This window comes from Corynebacterium halotolerans (genome assembly GCF_050107895.1).
In the GTDB taxonomy this organism is placed as follows: Bacteria; Actinomycetota; Actinomycetes; order Mycobacteriales; family Mycobacteriaceae; genus Corynebacterium; species Corynebacterium halotolerans_B.
Window position 1 is genome coordinate 170,653 of the sequence record NZ_JBNILW010000001.1, and the last position, 17,951, is coordinate 188,603.

The 17,951-nt window shown below is 68.4% G+C and carries 15 protein-coding genes; 7 read left to right on the forward strand and 8 right to left on the reverse strand.

All coding sequences use genetic code 11. From position 1 onward, the window contains the following. Positions 1 to 185 precede the first annotated feature (185 nt). Both miaB and ACQCVD_RS00790 read left to right on the forward strand, forming a co-directional pair. Positions 186 to 1,769 (forward strand): tRNA (N6-isopentenyl adenosine(37)-C2)-methylthiotransferase MiaB, encoded by a 1,584-nt coding sequence (gene miaB, locus ACQCVD_RS00785; RefSeq protein ID WP_426821783.1) that lies wholly within the window; start codon positions 186 to 188, stop codon positions 1,767 to 1,769. An 85-nt stretch (positions 1,770 to 1,854) separates the two neighbouring features. Further along, positions 1,855 to 2,547 (forward strand): hypothetical protein, encoded by a 693-nt coding sequence (locus ACQCVD_RS00790; protein WP_426821785.1) that lies wholly within the window; start codon positions 1,855 to 1,857, stop codon positions 2,545 to 2,547. Positions 2,548 to 2,592: 45 nt separating this feature from the next. Here the strand turns inward: ACQCVD_RS00790 and ACQCVD_RS00795 are convergent, their stop codons facing one another. Both ACQCVD_RS00795 and ACQCVD_RS00800 read right to left on the reverse strand, forming a co-directional pair. Continuing rightward, positions 2,593 to 3,792 carry a GNAT family N-acetyltransferase gene (locus ACQCVD_RS00795; protein ID WP_426821786.1) on the reverse strand — a complete coding sequence of 400 codons (1,200 nt, stop codon included), beginning with the start codon at positions 3,790 to 3,792 and terminating at the stop codon, positions 2,593 to 2,595. After that, a complete protein-coding gene (locus ACQCVD_RS00800; RefSeq protein ID WP_426821787.1) occupies positions 3,749 to 5,212 on the reverse strand; it encodes a DUF349 domain-containing protein in 1,464 nt (487 codons plus the stop codon). Before ACQCVD_RS00800 ends, ACQCVD_RS00795 begins: the two co-directional genes overlap by 44 nt. 277 nt (positions 5,213 to 5,489) lie before the next feature. Between ACQCVD_RS00800 and ACQCVD_RS00805 the strand changes: the two genes are divergently transcribed. Together ACQCVD_RS00805 and miaA are read left to right on the forward strand one after the other, a co-directional pair. After that, positions 5,490 to 6,089 carry a hypothetical protein gene (locus ACQCVD_RS00805; protein ID WP_426822074.1) on the forward strand — a complete coding sequence of 200 codons (600 nt, stop codon included), beginning with the start codon at positions 5,490 to 5,492 and terminating at the stop codon, positions 6,087 to 6,089. Then, positions 6,090 to 7,028 carry a tRNA (adenosine(37)-N6)-dimethylallyltransferase MiaA gene (gene miaA, locus ACQCVD_RS00810; protein WP_426821788.1) on the forward strand — a complete coding sequence of 313 codons (939 nt, stop codon included), beginning with the start codon at positions 6,090 to 6,092 and terminating at the stop codon, positions 7,026 to 7,028. 46 nt (positions 7,029 to 7,074) lie between these two features. On the opposite strand, the gene ACQCVD_RS00815 is transcribed toward miaA, so the two are convergent. Further along, entirely contained in the window at positions 7,075 to 7,596 is a 522-nt protein-coding gene (locus ACQCVD_RS00815) for a hypothetical protein (protein ID WP_426821789.1), read from the reverse strand. Positions 7,597 to 7,650: 54 nt separating this feature from the next. Then, on the reverse strand, positions 7,651 to 8,394 hold the full coding sequence (locus ACQCVD_RS00820) for a hypothetical protein (protein ID WP_426821790.1): 744 nt from the start codon (positions 8,392 to 8,394) through the stop codon (positions 7,651 to 7,653). A 185-nt stretch (positions 8,395 to 8,579) separates the two neighbouring features. Here ACQCVD_RS00820 and hflX point away from each other — a divergent pair, with 185 nt between their 5' ends. Together hflX and ACQCVD_RS00830 are read left to right on the forward strand one after the other, a co-directional pair. Further along, positions 8,580 to 10,148, forward strand: a complete 1,569-nt coding sequence (gene hflX, locus ACQCVD_RS00825) for a GTPase HflX (protein WP_426821791.1) — start codon at positions 8,580 to 8,582, stop codon at positions 10,146 to 10,148. A 47-nt stretch (positions 10,149 to 10,195) separates the two neighbouring features. Further along, positions 10,196 to 11,479 (forward strand): uracil-xanthine permease family protein, encoded by a 1,284-nt coding sequence (locus ACQCVD_RS00830; protein ID WP_426821792.1) that lies wholly within the window; start codon positions 10,196 to 10,198, stop codon positions 11,477 to 11,479. Between the two features lie 26 nt (positions 11,480 to 11,505). Here the strand turns inward: ACQCVD_RS00830 and ACQCVD_RS00835 are convergent, their stop codons facing one another. The 3 genes from ACQCVD_RS00835 to ACQCVD_RS00845 all read right to left on the reverse strand — a co-directional run bounded on the left by ACQCVD_RS00835 (position 11,506) and on the right by ACQCVD_RS00845 (position 15,077). After that, positions 11,506 to 11,772 carry an HPr family phosphocarrier protein gene (locus ACQCVD_RS00835; protein ID WP_426821793.1) on the reverse strand — a complete coding sequence of 89 codons (267 nt, stop codon included), beginning with the start codon at positions 11,770 to 11,772 and terminating at the stop codon, positions 11,506 to 11,508. Positions 11,773 to 11,928: 156 nt separating this feature from the next. Then, positions 11,929 to 13,992 (reverse strand): PTS fructose transporter subunit IIABC, encoded by a 2,064-nt coding sequence (locus ACQCVD_RS00840; RefSeq protein ID WP_426821794.1) that lies wholly within the window; start codon positions 13,990 to 13,992, stop codon positions 11,929 to 11,931. A 119-nt stretch (positions 13,993 to 14,111) separates the two neighbouring features. After that, entirely contained in the window at positions 14,112 to 15,077 is a 966-nt protein-coding gene (locus tag ACQCVD_RS00845) for a 1-phosphofructokinase family hexose kinase (RefSeq protein WP_426821795.1), read from the reverse strand. Positions 15,078 to 15,270: 193 nt separating this feature from the next. On the opposite strand from ACQCVD_RS00845, the gene ACQCVD_RS00850 reads away from it, so the two are divergent. After that, positions 15,271 to 16,986 carry a putative PEP-binding protein gene (locus ACQCVD_RS00850; RefSeq protein WP_426821796.1) on the forward strand — a complete coding sequence of 572 codons (1,716 nt, stop codon included), beginning with the start codon at positions 15,271 to 15,273 and terminating at the stop codon, positions 16,984 to 16,986. A 22-nt stretch (positions 16,987 to 17,008) separates the two neighbouring features. Here the strand turns inward: ACQCVD_RS00850 and ACQCVD_RS00855 are convergent, their stop codons facing one another. Then, positions 17,009 to 17,788 (reverse strand): DeoR/GlpR family DNA-binding transcription regulator, encoded by a 780-nt coding sequence (locus ACQCVD_RS00855; protein ID WP_426821797.1) that lies wholly within the window; start codon positions 17,786 to 17,788, stop codon positions 17,009 to 17,011. Positions 17,789 to 17,951: the final 163 nt, after the last annotated feature.

Below are 17,951 nucleotides of genomic sequence, written 5' to 3' on the forward strand. Positions count from 1 at the left end.
CGGTGTCCGGTCCCCGGCCGCGGCGCCGGGCATAACCGCACGTCTCCGGACCCCAGAGTGGGGGCATGCACGGTGAGAGGGATAGGCGGAGCGGGGCAACCGCTGCTCAACGTGCTGAACGGCATCCGACTTCCTCCTGACACGTGGTTATGATGCTGGCCAGGGGCGGAATACAATGAGTAGACATGTCGCAGCTTATTCAGGATTTCCCGGCCTCCGGTACCGAAACGGAAGGTCAGGCGCAGCAGGCCTCGCGCACCTATGAGGTCAAGACCTTCGGATGCCAGATGAACGTCCATGATTCCGAGCGACTCTCCGGTCTCCTGGAGGAAGCCGGCTATATCCCGGCCGGGGCGGAGACGGAGCCCGACCTGGTGGTGTTCAACACCTGCGCGGTCCGGGAGAACGCCGACTTGAAGCTCTACGGCACCCTCGGCAACCTCAAGCAGACCAAGGAGAACCACCCCGGCATGCAGATCGCCGTCGGCGGCTGTCTCGCGCAGAAGGACAAGGACACGGTGGTCAAGAAGGCTCCGTGGGTCGACGTCGTCTTCGGCACACACAACATCGGTTCGCTGCCCACCCTGCTGGAGCGTGCCGCGCACAATGAACGTGCGGAGGTTGAGATCGTCGATGCGCTCGAGCAGTTCCCCTCGGTGCTGCCGGCCAAGCGGGAGTCCGCGTACGCCGGCTGGGTATCGGTGTCCGTCGGCTGCAACAACACCTGCACCTTCTGCATCGTCCCCAGCCTGCGCGGCAAGGAGGTGGACCGCCGGCCGGGCGACATCCTCGCCGAGGTCCAGGCACTGGTGGAGCAGGGGGTTACCGAGGTCACCCTACTGGGGCAGAATGTCAACGCCTACGGGGTGAACTTCGCGGACCCGGACCTGGAGCGCGACCGTTCCGCCTTCTCCAGGCTGCTGCGCGCCTGTGGCGACATCGAGGGGCTGGAGCGCGTGCGCTTCACCAGCCCCCACCCGGCGGAGTTCACCTCCGACGTCATCGATGCGATGGCTGAGACCCCGAATGTCTGCCCGCAGCTGCACATGCCCCTGCAGTCCGGTTCCGACAAGGTCCTCAAGGACATGCGCCGGTCCTACCGGTCGAAGAAGTTCCTGGGCATTCTCGATGAGGTCCGGGCCAAGATTCCCCACGCCTCGATCACCACGGACATCATCGTCGGCTTCCCCGGCGAGACGGAGGAGGACTTCCAGGCCACCCTCGATGTCGTGGAGAAGGCTCGGTTCACCAGCGCGTTCACCTTCCAGTACAGCCCCCGGCCGGGTACCCCGGCGGCGGAGTACGAGAATCAGGTACCCAAGGAGGTCGTGCAGGAACGCTATGAGCGGCTCATAGCTCTCCAGGACCGGGTCTGCGCGGAGGAGAACCGGAAACTGGTGGGGCAGGAAGTTGAACTTCTGGTCCAGGCCGACGGGGGCCGCAAGAACCACCGCACGCATCGGCTCAGCGGACGTGCCCGCGACGGCCGGTTGGTCCACTTCACCCCGGCCGGGGTGACCCCGGGCGTCATCGACGGTACGGTCCGGCCCGGAGACGTGGTCACCGTGACCGTCACGGATTCCGCCCCGTACTTCCTGATCGCCGACGGCGGAGTGCTCACGCACCGGCGGACCAGGGCCGGCGACATGTCGGAGGCGGGGCGCGTGCCGACGACCGCGCCGATCGGCGTCGGTCTCGGCCTCCCGGGCATCGGGGCGCCTGCGCAGGAGACCCCCGAGGCCACCGGCGACGCCTGCGGCTGCCACTGACCCCGGGAGTGGGGGACTAGGATGGATCCAGCGGATCCGATACTTCCTCGCGGATCCGAGCCCGGTAAAAGGAGAGACTGCAACAGTGACCAAGACCCCCGGTGAGAAACCGGACCCGAGCAATTCCGCCCCGGACGGCAGCAACCCGGAGGAGCTGGCCCGGGTGGAGAAGAAGGCGGCCCGGCGGATCAGCCTCGGCAACCACGCCGGTCTGCTCATCGGCGCTCTGGCGCTCTGGCTGGTGTCCCTGGCCCTGCCGGTGACCTCGGAGGCCCGCGGCTTCGAGGTTCTCGTACTGACGCTGCCCGGCGAAACCGGTGCGACGCTGGCGGAGTTCATCCACTCAGTCCTGGTGTTTCTGGGGGTGGGCCTGTTCAACCTCCTGCTGCTGATCACCCGTCGCACGATCTTTTCCTGGTTGGCCTGGTTGTTCACCGGCATCGGACTGTTCTACTCGCTTTTCGCGCTGTGGATGCGGCAGACGCAGTCCAACGAGAACATGGTGGGCATCGGCCTCTACGTCAGTATCCTCGCGGTGCTCCTGGCCACCTACGCGTTGAGCAGTGTCATCCTGCGGCGGGATCCGGATCAGGTGTCTATCGCTGAGGAACGCGCTAGCAGTGACAATCTCGATGCGGTGGGCCGTGCCCAGCGTGCGGCGACCTCCGCCCGGGCGGAGGCCGATGAGGTAAACCCGCTGCTGGTCGATGACCGACGTTCCCGGGCCGCCGAACGCTACCGCAACCGCCGACCGGGACCGGACGACGAGCAGAGCTAGGCGGGTGTTCCGCACCTGTGCAGACCCCGCGAAATCAGCGGGGGTCTACACCGTCGGAAGGATCCGCTGCCAGGCGGTAGCGTGACTGACCGGGCGCATCCCCAGGCCCCGGTTGACGGCAAGCATGCCGGTGTTGCCCAGGGCATTCGAGGTGAACACCCGCTCCACCGAGGGCCACCGCCCTGCGGTCTCCCGCAGGGCCTGGATCTTGACGGCGCGTCCCAGCCCGGTGCCGCGCCGCCGCGGGTGGACAATGGTCACACCCTGCTCGGCGGTGCCCGGCTCGGAGGCCGGATGACGGTGCAGTTCGCAGAGTGCGACCGGACCCGCCGCGTCGACCAGCAGGACCGACACCACCTCCAGCCCGGTATCCAGGCGCCTGGCCTCAGCCTCTGCCAGCCGCTGCGGGCTCCACTCCTGGGGCTCGGACCGCAGCTCGCCGTGTGGCACGTCCACCGAGGCCAGATGCAGCAGCTCCAACAGGCCGGGCAGCAGCGCCGGGACAGGGTTCCGGTCATGCAGTACCGCCACCGACACGTCGTCTGGCAGCTCTGGCCCGGTCTCCGCTGCCGCAGCCACCTCGATCACGCCCTGGATCTCCGCCAGTCCGGGACGGAATCCCGCCGTCCGCAGCTGTGCCAGGAAGGGAAATTCTGCTTCCGGCCGGTGGGTCTCCCACAGCTGCAGCACGTGGCGGCCCAGTTGCCGGGCAACCGGTGAGACCTCCGCGAGCAGGAGCTGGTAGACCTGTCGGGCGGTGTCCCCGGGGCTCTGTCCGGGAACCGGTTGATGTGCGGCATCGAGCACGATCTCCAGCTCAACCGCATCCAGATCCTCGTGCTGGGGAATGCTGAGGTGGACGAAGCCGTGAAATTCCAGCTCCGGTTGCTCCCCGTCGGCGCCCGCTTCCGTCGTCGAGGACAACAACGGATACCCGAGTTCAGAGCGGGGGAGGTCCGGCAGCTGCCCCAGGGGTTCAGCCAGCACGAGCATCAATGAGTCGGACTCAGTGGAACCTGCCAGGCGCTGCACGGCCCGGGCGACGGAGACCGAAGTCCCGGTCTCCCCGCTGACCTCCTGGGCCGCGAGATTGGCCAGGAACACGAAGTTGCGGACCACGTCGGTGGGTTGACCACCGTGGTCCAGCCGGTGGGCGGGCCGGTCGACCTGAAAGAAACAGAGTTTGTCCACTGCGGTGCTGTCAGCGGTCCTCGACGGCGTTGGCCGCCGTGTCGGCCCACTCACGCCACTGCTCCGCCTGAGCGCGCAGTTTCTCCGCCTGCCCGGTCCGGCCCTTCGCCTCGGCGGCCTCCGCCTGGGCGGTGAACTCCTCGACGCGGGCGCTGAACTGTGCGGCACGCGCCTGTGCGGCCGGGTCAGTACGGCGCCACTGGGCGTCGGCGGCATCCACCACGCGCTGCTCGAGATCGCCGATCTTGTTCTCGTACTCGCTGATGCGGGCACGGGGCACGAAACCGATCTCCTCCCACTTCTCCTGCAGTTCCGCCAGCTTGGCCCGGGACTTGTCCAGATCCTTGGCAGGGTCGATCTGCGGATCGTATTCGGCGATCAGCGCGTCCTTGGCCGCAGCATTGTCGGCGAATTCCTTGTCGCGTTCCTCGTTGACCGCGTTGCGGGCGGCGAAGAAATGGTCCTGGGCGGCCCGGAACCTCGCCCACAGCTTGTCGTTGACCTCGCGGGGCGCCCGACCGACGGCCTTCCACTCCTGCATCAGGTCCCGGTAGGCGCGGGCAGTGTCATTCCAGTCGGTGGAGTCCTGCAGCGCCTCGGCCTTGTCCACCAGCTCCTCCTTGGTGCGCCGCGCGACCGCCCGGTTCCGGTCCAGCTCGGCGAAGTGGGCACCGCGTCGACGATTGAAGGCGTCCCGGGCCCGGGAGTAGCGCTTCCACAGCGAATCATCGGTGCGCCGGTCGATGCCGCGGATGGACTTCCACTCCTCCAGGATCGCGGCCAGCCGGTCACCCGCGTTCTTCCAGTGGGTGGCGTTCTCTGCGAGATCCTCCGCCTCCGCGGCCAACTCCTCCTTGCGGGCGACGGACTGCTCCCGGCGGCGGGCCTTCTCCTCCTTGACCTGCTCGTTGGCGACCTCGGAGTGGTTGATGATGTCTCCCAGACGCTTTTCGAGGGTGCCGAGGTCACCGATCACGGCAGCGGTGGGTAGCTCCTCCCGCAGAGACTTGGCGGTGTCCTTGATGCCCGGGGCCTCGCCGGGGTTGGCGCGTAAGCGGGACTCCAGCAACTCCACCTGGGTGGCCAGATCATCAAAGCGGGCGCCGTAGTGCGCCAGTCCCTCCGCCGTGGTGCCGGCCTGCCAGGAGCCGATCTCCCGTTCCCCTTCGGCAGTACGGACGAACACGGTGCCGTCTTCCGCGACCCGGCCCCACTTCGCCGGATCATTGGCCGGCCGCTGGGGGAGGGGGGCCGGGGTCCGCCGAGTGGTGGCCACCTGGGCCGGGTTCGGGACGGCGCCGGGGCGCGGACCTGGCTTGGGACCGGGTTTCGGGCCAGGCTTCGGGCCGGGCCGGGCCGCGCCGGCCGCGCCCGGCTTGGGCACCGGGGTCGTCTTCGCCGGGGTGGTCTCTCCGGGACTCCCGGACCCGGGCCGCGGAGTGGGGTTCGGAGTCGACGACTGGGAGGTGCTCATGTTCGTTGGTCCTTCTATCGGGGAGTTTCGCCGCGCTACACGGCTGCCGGAGGATCCACCATCTATCGGGCGGACCACTGATCGTCCATTGCTCACCTGCACGCCAGAGCCCGGGGCAGGGCGACAGTCGTCGCCATGTCCGGTCCTGCCCGTACGGGAGACGCACCTTAACTTACCCCGCGACAATTCCCCCTGTCACCAGTACCGGGCGACAGCTGCCGACATACCCGCCAGTACTACCGGAACGGGGGTACTGGCTAGGGTGGAAAGAGTGAATATGAATCTGGTGGTGATGCCGGGCAGCCCGGCGCTGGTGCGCGAACTGGCACCCGGTGACCAGGCGGGTGCCCGGCTTCTCACGGCCCTGCGCGAGGTGTTCGCCGAGATCCTGGCGAAACCGCGGCGGATCGAGCTGGTGGGTTCCCGGAACCGGCGCTGGCACACGGGGCTCGCGGGCAGCTTCCGTGCCTGGGGTGCCCCGCAGGTCACCGTCGGTGCCGGTCATCATCTCCCGGAACTGGTGCAGCGGTATGCGCTGGGGGACCAGGCCCGGGCGGTAACCACTACGCGGGACGACCTGGGGCAGCCGGATCCCGACGTGCTGACCATTGTCGCCGTCGACGGCTCAGCCGGCCTGGACGCCCGCGCCCCCCTGGCGGAACTGCCGGGGGCTGCGGCCACGGACCGGTGGTGCCGGGCCATGCTGGCCGGGACACCCGGACGCGGTGAATGCACCATCGAGCAGCTCACGGCCGCCGGGGTCCTGGAACCAGAACTCTGGGCCCAGCTGGCTGCCCTGACCCCGGTCACTGCTGAGCTGGTCGACGCGGACACCACCCTCGGGATCGGCCGCTATGTCGCCGGGTGGGAGATCTAGATGGGAAGCAGTGCGCTCCAGCCGAACACCACCTCCGCGCGTCGAACCCCGATCGCGGTGGTCGGCCCCACCGCCTCCGGAAAGTCCGCGCTGGGTCTGGCCCTGGCCCACGAGCTGGACGGCGAGGTGGTCAACGTCGACTCCATGCAGCTCTACCGCGGGATGGACATCGGCACCGCGAAACTCTCCGTCGCGGAACGGGAGGGGATCCCGCACCACCAACTCGACGTCCTCGAGGTGACGGAGACCGCCTCGGTCGCCCGCTACCAGGAGGAGGCGGTGGCTGACGTCGAGGACATCATGAACCGGGGCAAGACCCCGATCCTGGTCGGTGGATCGATGCTTTATGTGCAGTCCCTGATCGATGACTGGCGTTTTCCACCCACTGACCCACAGGTCCGCGCCCGCTGGGAGCAGCGCCTGGCAGAGATCGGCATCGACCGTCTGCACGCCGAGCTTGGCGAGCGGGACCCGGCCGCCGCGGCGAAGATCGAGGACAAGGATCCGCGTCGGACTGTCCGGGCCCTCGAGGTCATCGAATTGACGGGACAGCCCTTCCAGGCCAGCCAGCCGCCGATCAACGGGCCGGCCCGCTGGGGAACCCGGATTCTCGGTCTGCGTACCGTGGCCGACTGGCTCAACCCCCGCATTGAGCTCCGCACGCGGCTGATGTTCGAGCAGGGCCTGGTGGCTGAGGTGGAGGAGCTGATCGGTCGGGGGCTGACCGCCGATTCCACAGCCGGCCGGGCGATCGGCTATGCCCAGGTGCTGGCGATGATGGCCGGCGAACTCACCGAGACGGAAGCCCTGGAGCGCACGATCAGCGGTACCCGGCGATATGTGCGCCGGCAGCGCAGCTGGTTCAACCGGGATCCGCGCATCCACTGGTTGGACGCGTCCCGGGAGACCCGTACGCAGGCGCTCGCACACCTGGATTGAGAACTGCCACCGGAGCGGTGGTGGGACAACTGCGGACGGCGTGCCGTCAGTGGCCCGGGCCCAGCCGCTTGGCCGAGCGACGGGCCAGAAACCAGGACTCCTTGAGCTCGGTCGCCCGCTGATCGGTGATGCTGAGCAGCTGTTCCAGCTCCGCCACGCTCAGCTCCCCCGCCAGGCGGGCCTGGAGCCGGTGGAGGAAGCGGCGGTTGGTCTGGCACTGGAAGTGGAACCGTTCAATGTCCGGGTCCGCGCAGTCCGCATCCAGCAGGGCAGGACGGTGCAGCGTGCGGTCGGCGATGGCGTCGGTGTCCGGGGAGGAGACGAAGTGGTCGTAGTCCGCGATGACATCGCTGATGTCCTCGGCGGACAACTCGATCGAGGAGCGCAGGGCCGTGGTTTCCGGGGCGTCGTGCCGGTTGCGCACCAGGAGCAGGGTCATGAAGATGATCGGGGCGGCCAGCAGCAGACCGTAGAATTTCAGCCAGACCACCAGAATCAGGCACAGCAGGGCGATGGCCGTCAACCACAGATTGCGGTTACCGGACCCGGAGTCGGTGCTTCGAGACATCGCAGGCTTAGGCCTCCGGCAGACTGGGAGCTGGGTGGGATGGGAGGGATCGACCTAATGGCCGCCACAGGCGCAGTTGCTGCCGCAACCCCCGCACCCACCGAAATCGGCGGCCAGCACATTGCCGGACAGGACCGCAGTGCCGGCGACGACACTGTTCCGCGCCGGCAGTTCCGGGCTATCCGCCAGACAGACATCGAAGGGGAAGGTGCCGTCCACGGTGGCGTGGATGAAACGTTGGCCGGTCAGCTGGTTGTGGCGGTACTCCGCCTCAAGGACCCGGGCAGAGAACTCTGCGGCGGCATCAGGTACCGCGGCCCCGGAGCCGGACGCGAGGATCTGGGCACCCTCGGACATCAGCATGCCGACGACGCCGCCGGTGGCCGCGGTGTAGGCCTCGGCGCTGTCGTAGATGCTGTGCTCGAGAACCAGGGCGGTGACGCCGAGCTGCTGCCACTGCTGGACCGGCTGGTCCACCAGGAGCGGGCCCTGCGAGAGGTTCAGGGTCACGGAACTGAGCACGTTGCCGAAGGTGTCGATGATCTCACAGAAAGCGAGGACGTCATTGACCATGGAGATGTGGGCGAAGGTCTGGGTGATCGAGTCGAACCCGGCATAGGTGGCGAAGGGTTCGACGGCGAGGATGTTGATCTGGGCGCCGGACTTGTCCGTGAACTGGACGAGCTGGCCGCCCCGGATCTCACCGATAACCTCAAGCTGGTTCGTGGCGATAGCCGCCTCGACGGCCTCCTGCCAGCGTTCAAAGCCCAGGCCGATGCTCTTGAGATCAGTAGTCATGTCGGACAGTCTAATCCGTCGCCCAGTTAATAGAAACCACGCATTCAGCTCTTGTCCGGCCCCGGGGAACGGACGGTGGTGGGGTCAGCTGGTGGCACCGCCCCGGCCGCCCGGGCACGGCATCTCGAACATTGCTTCGGGAAGGAACTTCCCTTGGAGGCCCTGAAGTGCAAGAATAGGGGGTAATGACCCAATCGAACAATGATGATCTGTTGGCCCGGGCCTTCCGGGACCACCACCCCACGACCCAGCCGGAACCGGACACCGGTGAGGATCAGTCTGGCCTGCTGCGCAGCGGGGCACAAGAAGAAACCGGTGGAACCACTCCCACCACCGGTGACCTGGATCTGGAGGAGCGCAACTCCCTGCGCCGCCTGCCCCGCGGCACCGAGGTCCGCAGTGATGACGTCGAGACGATCACCGAGGTGGAGTACCGCAAGGTCCGCCTCGAGCAGGTGATCCTGGTGGGCATGTGGACCGAGGGCACGCTCGCCGAGATCGAGGCCTCCATGGCGGAGCTTTCTGCCCTGGCGGAAACCGCCGGAGCGGAAGTCGTCGACATGCTCTACCAGAAGCGGGACAAGCCCGATCCCGGCACCTACATCGGCTCGGGCAAGGTGCTCGAGCTGCGTGACACCGTCGCCGCGACCGGAGCCGATACCGTGGTCTGCGACGGCGAACTGAGCCCCGGCCAGCTGGTGGCGCTGGAAAACGCGTTGAACACCAAGGTCATCGACCGCACCATGCTGATCCTGGACATCTTCGCCCAGCACGCGAAGTCACGGGAGGGCAAGGCCCAGGTCTCGTTGGCACAGATGGAGTATCTCATCACCCGTGTGCGCGGTTGGGGCGGCAACCTCTCGCGGCAGGGGGGCGGACGGGCCGGTTCCAACGGTGGCGTGGGCCTGCGTGGCCCCGGTGAGACCAAGATCGAGGCGGACCGTCGCCGACTGCGTCAGGAGATGGCCAAGCTGCGCCGTGAACTGGCCGGGATGAAGACCTCCCGTGAGGTCAAGCGCTCGCGCCGACGGGCGTCGACGATCCCGCAGATCGCCATCGCCGGCTACACCAACGCCGGCAAGTCCTCGCTCATCAACGCCATGACGGGTGCCGGCGTGCTGGTGGAGGACGCCTTGTTCGCCACCCTTGACCCGACCACCCGGCGGGCGAGCCTGGCCGACGGCCGCTCCGTGGTGTTCACGGACACCGTCGGGTTCGTCCGGCACCTTCCCACCCAGCTGGTGGAGGCCTTCAAGTCCACTCTCGAGGAGGTGCTGCAGGCCGACCTGATCCTGCACGTGGTGGACGGCTCCGATGCCTTCCCGCTGAAGCAGATCGAGGCGGTCAACGCCGTGATCCTCGACATCCTCCGGGAAACCGGGGAGGAGGTGCCGCCGGAGATCATCGTGGTCAACAAGACTGATGCCGCTGACCCCCTGACCCTGGTGGAGCTGCGCCACGTGCTCGACGACGTGGTGTTCGTCTCCGCGAAGACGGGGGAGGGGATCCCGGAACTGGAGGCCCGGGTCGAGCTCTTCCTCAACACCCTGGATGCCCACATTACCGTGCTCATCCCGTTCACCCGCGGCGATCTGGTCTCCCGGATCCACGAGTACGGCACCGTGCGCAGCGAGGACTACACGGCCGAGGGCACATTGATTGATGTCCGTCTGCCCCGCTCATTGGCCGGTGAACTCGAGGAGTTCATTGTCGATGAGGATCCGGAGGACAGTGCCGGGGCCGAAACTGAGTAGACCCTCGGATTTCCCATAGCCGTTCCGGCGGCGGATAATTCAGGGTCGTGAAGACTTCCTTTGGCTGGACCGTCCACGGCGACGGCAAGAAAATCCTCCCTGGCGCCGTCGTGGCGCCAGAAGAACGGCTGAGCTGGCCACGCACCATCGGCATCGGTATGCAACACGTGGTGGCCATGTTCGGCGCCACCCTGCTGGTGCCCACGCTCACCGGGTTCCCCGTCAACACCACGCTGTTGTTCTCGGGGTTGGGCACCATCATCTTCCTCCTGCTCACCCGCAATCGCCTGCCCTCCTACCTGGGCAGCTCCTTCGCCTTCATCGCTCCCCTGAGCGCCAGTCAGTCCCAGGGCATCGGTGCCCAGATCGGTGGAGTCCTGGTCACCGGACTGGTCCTGATGGTGGTGGGCTTCGTGGTGCGGGCGCTGGGGCGCCGGGTGATCGACGCGGTGATGCCGCCAGCGGTCACCGGTGCCATCGTCGCGCTGATCGGCCTGAATCTGGCACCGACGGCCACCGCGAACTTCGTGACGCAGCCGTTGGTGGCGGCGGTGACTCTTATGGTGATCCTCGTGCTCACCGTCGCCGGCCGAGGCATGGTCTCCCGCCTGGCGATTCTGATCGGCGTGGTCGTCGGCTGGGTGTTCGCCGCGCTGACGGGCAACCTCGCTGAAGGAACCGCGGAAGCCATCCGGGAGGCGGCGTGGATCGGGTTACCGCAATTCCACCGCCCGGAGTTTCAACTCTCCGCCATCCTGGTGACCCTGCCGGTGTTGGTCGTCCTGATCGCGGAGAACGTCGGTCATGTCAAGGCAGTCAGCGCCATGACCGGCCGTAACCTGGATGACCTGGCCGGTAACGCACTCATCGGCGACGGCCTGGCGACCACTCTGGCCGGTGGCTTCGGCGGTTCCGGTACCACCACCTACGCGGAGAACATCGGGGTGATGGCCGCGACCAAGGTGTACTCGACCGCCGCCTACTGGGTGGCGGCGGTGACCGCGATCGCCCTGGCGTTCATCCCGAAGTTCGGGGCCCTGATCTTCACGATTCCCACGGGCGTGCTGGGCGGGGCGACCCTGGTGCTCTACGGGCTGATCGGCATGCTCGGCGTGCGCATCTGGCTGGACAACAAGGTCAACTTCAACAATCCCGTCAACCTCACGGCGGCCGCGGTGGCTCTGATCGCGGGCATCGGCAACCTGACGTTGAGCCTCGGCGGGGTGACCCTGGAGGGTATCGCCTGGGGTTCGATCGGGGTGATCATCGGGTACCCGATCCTCAAGTGGCTCTACATCAACGTCGGGGAGGGGCGGAGTGCCAGCTTCTGACGAGGGCGCGCCGCGGAGGGGAGTGCCTACGCGTCGAGGTCGGCGGCGATCAGCGCGGCGATCTCCGCCACGGCCGTGGCGTTGGCCGAGCTGATCCGGACCCGGTCCCCGTGGGCGGCACCCAGCGCCATGATCATCAGGGAAGAATCCGCCTGGCTCGGCTCCGGCCCCGGGGCATCAGCCAGTTCGAGCAGGATCTCATCCTCGTACTGCGCGGCCGCCTGGGAGATCCGGGCGGCCGGCCGCGCGTGCAGACCGACGCTGGAGCCGACGGGAACAATCGTTGAGGCCACTGTGGGACTCCCTTTCTGACGCGGAGACCACCCCGGCGCGGGGCGTGGCGGGGCGAGATGTCTCCTCTGAGCTGACTCACATCCTAGGGCGGCGATAGCGGGTGCCGCCAGCGGTTCCACACCGGACGGGGCCGGCCCGTCCTTGCCCCGGGGAATTCAGGCCGTGGCGAAGCCCTGATGGGGCAGCCGCGGTGCCGAGGGCAGCGGGGGCCGGCGCCAGACCGCCTTGATCGTCAGGACGGCCGCCACGGCGGTCAGGGTGCCGGCTGCGACCGCCAGCAGGAGGCCCCACCAGGGGTCGATCGCGAAGACCACCAGCAGACCGCCGTGCGGCGCTGGAGAGGCCACCTGCAGCCCCATGGCCACCGCGCCGGCCGTGGCCCCGCCCGTCATGACGGCGGGGATCACGCGCAGCGGATCGGCCGCGGCGAACGGGATCGCCCCCTCCGTGACAAAGGTCAGCCCCAGTAGCCAGGCGGATTTGCCGTTCTCCCGCTCGGCCCAGGTGAACCCACCAGGACGCAGCAGCGTGGCCAGCGACATGGCCAGGGGAGGAACCATGCCGGCCGCCATCACGGCCGCCATCACCTGCAGGGACGCCGCGTCCCCCGTGGACAGACCCGCCGTGGCGAAGAGATAGGCCGTCTTGTTCAACGGCCCGCCCAGATCAAGACACATCATCATCCCGAGCACCGCCCCCAACAACATGGCGGAGGTTCCCGACATGGTCGCCAGCCAGGCCGTCAGTGCGGACATCAGGTTCCCCAGTGGCCGACCCAGCAGCCAGAACATCGCCAGGCCCACGACCAATGTGCTGAGCAGCGGGATCAGTACCACCGGCAGCAGGGAGCGCAGGACACGTGGGGCCTGCCACCGGCCCACCCACTGGGCGATCAACCCGCCCAGGACACCGGTGACCAGGGCACCGATGAAGCCCGCCCCGAGAAACAGCGATACCGCGCCACCGATGAAACCGGGAGCAATCCCCGGTCGACCGGCCAGACCGAAGGCGATGAAGCCGGACAACGCGGGCACGATCAGGTTCATGGCCAGCTGGCCGGTGCCGTAGAGCGCGGCCCCGAGATAGACCAGCCACCCGGAACGCTCCGCCAGGAGGACGGCGTGCGCGCTCTCCCCGCCCTGCCCGGGGAGCTGGGCCAGTGAGTATCCGGTGATGATCTCGGACCAGACCGCCGCGATGTTCGGCCCGCCGGCCAGCAGCCCCAGTGCGGTCAGGAGGCCGCCGGCGGCGACGAAGGGGATCATGTAGCCCACGCCGGTCATCACCGCCTGGCGGAACTTCAGCAGCCAGTGGCCCCACTCCCGGGGAGCGGGGGCGGGGCCGCCCGGGGTTTCGGTGGCGTCACCGTCCGCCTGTCCGGCCCGCCGGACCGCTAGGTCCAGCAGGGCCGCGGGGTGTTCGAGGGCGCGGCGCACCCCTGTCTCGACGACGCGTTTCCCCGCGAAGCGCTCACGGCCGATGACCTCGATGTCGGCGGCCAGGATGATGACGTCGGCGGCCTCGATCAGGGCCGGATCCACCCGCGTGCGGGAGGCGGAACCCTGGGTCTCCACGATCAACCGGATGTCGCCGCGCTTGGCGGCCGTCTGCTGCAGGGCGTCGGCGGCCATGTAGGTGTGCGCGATGCCCGTCGGGCAGGCGGTGACCGCGACGATGCGGGTGGTACCGGGATCACCGCCCTCGCTCGCGACGCTCTCCGCCGCCCGTTCCCGGCGTCGCTGGTCGATGTCCGCTCCCGTCGCCGTTGGCCCCAGCACCTCCGCGACGGCGGCGATGACCTCGGTGGGGGAGGTGGCGCTGCGCAGCGTGGTGAGGAAGTCCGCCTTCAGCAGGCCGCGGGCCAACCGGGAGAGGATCTGCAGGTGGGCCTGGTCGGCGTCGGTGGGGGCGACGATGAGAAAGATCAGGTCCGCGGGTCCGTCGGGGGCGCCGAAGTGGACCGGCCGGGTCAGTCTGGCGAAGACCAGGGTGGGTTCCCGGATCACCGCGGAACGGCAGTGGGGGATCGCGACACCCCCGGGCACTCCCGTGGGCGAGGTTGCCTCGCGGTCCTTGACCGCCCGGGCGAGGAGCTCGTCGGAACCGGCCCGGCCGACGGCGGCCACCAGACCGGTGAGCGCATCGATCACGGCGTCGGTGTGCTCACCCAGGTCGACATCCAGGGCCACCAGCGATGGCGTGAGCAGGTTCCGTGACATGACGATCCCTCCTTTGGCCGCTCATTTCCCGGAATCAGTAAAGCACCCCGGCGGGAAATTCCGGGTGGAAGTGGAGATCAGGGGGATCCCGGGGGTGATTTCGGCGAGAGGAACGGGGGTTAAGCTAGGCCGTCGACGGTGACCGCGGCGAGATCGATCCGACTGCGGTCCGGCATGGTGGTGCCCGGTAGGGTGACGGCCGCTCGACCGTAGGCGACCGCGGAACGCAGGCAGTCGGGAGCGGTGCCACCGGCGACCCGGGCCAGGAGGTAACCGGCCATGGTGGCGTCGCCCGCCCCCACGGTGGAGACCGCGGCGACCGGCGCGCCATTGGCCCGCCAGGCCCCGTGTTGGGTCACCAGCAGGGCACCGGCGGATCCGAGTGTGACGAGCACCTCCGCGACCCCGGCGGTATTGAGGATCCGGGCGGCGTCGAGCACCTGGGTGTAGCACCCGGCCGCCAAGTCGCCGTCCATCTCCGCCACTGACATCGTGGACAGCTGGCTCAGCTCCAGGGCATTGGGGGTGAGCAGATCGGGAGCGACGGTCGGGAAGTGATCCACCAGTGAGCGCATGGCGGCGTCGGAGGTGTCGCAGGCGACCCGGGTGCCCGGCGCGACGTCCCGGATCTCGCGCAGCAGGGTCCGGTACCAGTCGTCGGGGACCCCGGGTGGCAGGGAGCCGGCCAGAACGACCCAGGAGGACTGCGGGGCATAGTGCCGTAGCTGCCTGATCAGTTCCTCCTGTGCCCCTTCTCCCAGTGGGGCACCGGGGCCGTTGAGCTTGGTCGTGGTGCCATCTGGTTCTGTCACGGTTGTGTTGGTGCGCACCGAACCGGGAATGGCCACGCGGGTGTGCGGCACGCCAGTGTCCACCAGCAGCGTCACGAACGGATCGAGGTCACCGGCGGGGAGAATCGCCCTGGTGTCGTATCCGCCCAGGTGCAGGGTGCGTGAGACGTTCACGCCTTTACCACCGGCCACCCGGTCCGCGCTCCGGAGCCGGTGCACGCCGCCGCGTTCCAGCAGTTCCGCCAGCGCCAGGGAGTTGTCGATGCTGGGATTCGCGGTGAACGTCAGAATCATGCCGGCCTCCCCCGAGCAGGCCGGGCGCCACCGGGCGGCAGTACCGGCACGTCAGGCACAGGGCAGTGGTTGCTCATCCTCAACTCCCTGCTCCTTTCCGTTGCCCAGGGGTCAACGCTGGTGCACCTCGGGTCCCCGGGACGGATCCAGAGGGCCTGTGGCAGCCACCGTGAGGCACTAGGATTCTGGAGGTATGGAATCCCATTCCGCCAGTGATGCGAGCGACCGTCACGAGGGCATCACGCTTCAGGGTACTCCCATTGTGGCTGGCATCGCTTTCGGCCCCGCAGTATGGATGCAACCACGTCCCGACCTGCCCGGCCCGGGGCCCGTTGTGCCAGAGGGTGAGCGACAGGGGGAGTTCGACCGGTTCCTCCGCGCCGGGGAAGCCGTCTCGGCCAGACTCATCGCGCGGGCTGACGGAGTGGAGGGGGTGGCTGCCGATCTGCTGCGCACCAGCGCGGTGCTGGTGATGGACCCTGCGTGGCACCGGGCGGTACGCCGCCACATCCACGAGGGGCACGCAGCAGGGTATGCGCTGGTGCAGGCCACCGAGGAACTGGCCGCGCTGCTCGTGGCGGCCGGTGGGGTCATGGGCGAACGGGCGGCTGACTTGACGGATCTGCGCGACCGGGTGTTGGCCGAATTGGCTGGACTGCCGGAACCCGGGCTGCCTGTTCCTGCGGAGCCCGTGGTGCTGCTGGCGGAGGATCTCGCCCCCGCCGATGCCGCGGAGCTGGATCCGGATCGGGTGCTGGCACTGGTCACCTCCCGTGGCGGCCGGACCGGACACACCGCGATCATCGCCCGGCAGTTGAACTTGACCTGCGTGATCGGCACAGGGGACGGGCTCAGTCAGGTCCCCGAGGGCGCTCTGGTGCTGGTGGACGGCGGGACCGGGACGGTGCGCACCGCGGTTTCCCCGGAGACCGGCGATAGGCTGGCGGCGGGGCAGCGGAAGGCCCCCGCCGGACACTGGCAGGGGCCTGGGCGGACCAGGGACGGCGAACCGGTGCGGCTCCTGGCGAGCGTGACCGGTGTGACGACCGCGCAGCTGGCCGCCCGGGGGCCCGCCGAGGGGATTGGTCTGTACCGCACGGAGCTGAGTTTCCTACGGGCCGGCAGCGAGCCCCCGGTCGCGGTCCAGGCCCAGGTGTACGCCCAGGTTCTGGCGGCATTTCCTGCAAAACCAGTGGTGATCCGGACCTTCGACGCGGGGGCCGACAAGCCGCTGGCCTTCGCCGCCCGGTCCGGAGAGGAGAACCCGGCGTTGGGGATGCGTGGCTTGCGGGCCGCCCGCGACCGCGAAGGGCTGCTGTTGCGGCAGCTCGACGCCGTGGCCGAGGCGGCACGGCAACTGCGGGATCGCGGCGTGGCCACTGAACCGAAGGTGATGGCACCGATGGTGTCCACGGTGGCCGAGGCGGAGTGGTTCTCGGCCCGCTGCAGGGAGCGGGGGCTGGTGCCCGGGGCGATGATCGAGGTGCCGGCTGCCGCACTGATGGCCGAGCTGTTGCTGCCGGTCCTGGGCTTCGTGTCGATCGGCACCAATGATCTGACGCAGTACACGATGGCGGCCGACCGTCTGTCCCCGGATCTGGTCGATCTCACCGATCCCTGGCAGCCGGCCGTGCTGCGCCTGGTGGCGCACGTGTGCCGGGTGGGACAGGAGACGGGCACCAGCGTCGGGGTCTGTGGGGAATCCGCCGCTGACCCGCTGCTGGCGGCCGTTTTGGTGGGGCTGGGGGCCCGGTCACTGTCGCCGGCCGCGACAGCGCTGCCGGCGGTCGGTCAGGCGCTCTCCCGGGTGGACCTGGAAACGTGCCGGCGGGCGGCCGAAGCGGCCGTGGCGGCGACGGATCCGGTGACGGGACGGAACCTGGCCCGCCGGATCCTCGCCGACGGGTAGGCGGTCAGAATCGCGGTGCGGATCAGTCGGCGATGACGACGTCGACTTCGCGCTCGCGGAGGGATTCCACGAAGGATTCCGGTGCTCCGTCATCGGTGATGACCACGTCGATGTCAGTGATCCCGGCGAAGCTGACCAGGTAGTCGTTACCGAGCTTGGTGGAATCGCACAGGACGACCACCTTGCGGGCGTTGGTGACCATCGCCGACTTGATCGCCGCTTCCTGGGGGTCGGCGGTGGACAGACCGTGATCCAGCGTCAGGGCATTGGTGCCGATGAACGCGACGTCAGCGCGCAGTAGCGCGAGGCTGCGCAGTGCTGTGTCGCCGACCACGGCCTGGGTGATGGCGCGCACGCTGCCACCGAGCAGCTGCACCTCGGCCAGCCCGGAATTTGCCAGGTTGAGGGCGGTCACCAGGCTGTTGGTCACGATCGACCAATCCCGCGCCCGAGGTTGTTCGACAATGAGGTTGGCCAGGGCGGTCACCGAGGTACCGGCGTCCAGGAACATGCTGCCCCGGGGCTCCGGCAGGTAGGCCAGGGCCGCCTTCGCAATGTCCGACTTGGCGACCGAGGCCGACCGGAAACGGGTGTCCAGGCTGAACTCCGTGGTCTGGAAGGTCTGACTGGCCACGGCCCCGCCGTGCACCCGGTGCACGATGCCCTCCCGGTCCAGCACCGCGAGGTCACGGCGGATGGTCTCCGCAGTGACATCGAAACGATCGGCGAGTTCGGTGACGTTGACGCGCCCCTCAACAGCGGTCAGCGAAGCTATTTGACGGCGTCGTTCTTCGGCGTACATCCAACTCCCTCAGCTCGGCGGTGGTGGCGGTTAACGGGGTGGCCAGTCAGCTCTGGACAGAAGAGGCAGTACGGACAGGGCATTTCCCATCCTGCCAGTGTGGCTTCCTCTGCCTAAAGAGTAGGGCATTTTCGCCCAGCGGCACGCGAACCGGGTGGGGCCG

Bases quoted from the DNA above. Each gene is read 5' to 3' on its own strand.
- ACQCVD_RS00800 (WP_426821787.1), bottom strand. From the start codon at position 5,212: ATGAGCACCTCCCAGTCGTCGACTCCGAACCCCACTCCGCGGCCCGGG.
- ACQCVD_RS00840 (WP_426821794.1), bottom strand. From the start codon at position 13,992: ATGTCACGGAACCTGCTCACGCCATCGCTGGTGGCCCTGGATGTCGAC.
- miaA (WP_426821788.1), top strand. From the start codon at position 6,090: ATGGGAAGCAGTGCGCTCCAGCCGAACACCACCTCCGCGCGTCGAACC.
- ACQCVD_RS00815 (WP_426821789.1), bottom strand. From the start codon at position 7,596: ATGTCTCGAAGCACCGACTCCGGGTCCGGTAACCGCAATCTGTGGTTG.
- ACQCVD_RS00820 (WP_426821790.1), bottom strand. From the start codon at position 8,394: ATGACTACTGATCTCAAGAGCATCGGCCTGGGCTTTGAACGCTGGCAG.
- ACQCVD_RS00805 (WP_426822074.1), top strand. From the start codon at position 5,490: ATGAATCTGGTGGTGATGCCGGGCAGCCCGGCGCTGGTGCGCGAACTG.
- ACQCVD_RS00850 (WP_426821796.1), top strand. From the start codon at position 15,271: ATGGAATCCCATTCCGCCAGTGATGCGAGCGACCGTCACGAGGGCATC.
- hflX (WP_426821791.1), top strand. From the start codon at position 8,580: ATGACCCAATCGAACAATGATGATCTGTTGGCCCGGGCCTTCCGGGAC.
- miaB (WP_426821783.1), top strand. From the start codon at position 186: ATGTCGCAGCTTATTCAGGATTTCCCGGCCTCCGGTACCGAAACGGAA.
- ACQCVD_RS00845 (WP_426821795.1), bottom strand. From the start codon at position 15,077: ATGATTCTGACGTTCACCGCGAATCCCAGCATCGACAACTCCCTGGCG.
- ACQCVD_RS00855 (WP_426821797.1), bottom strand. From the start codon at position 17,788: ATGTACGCCGAAGAACGACGCCGTCAAATAGCTTCGCTGACCGCTGTT.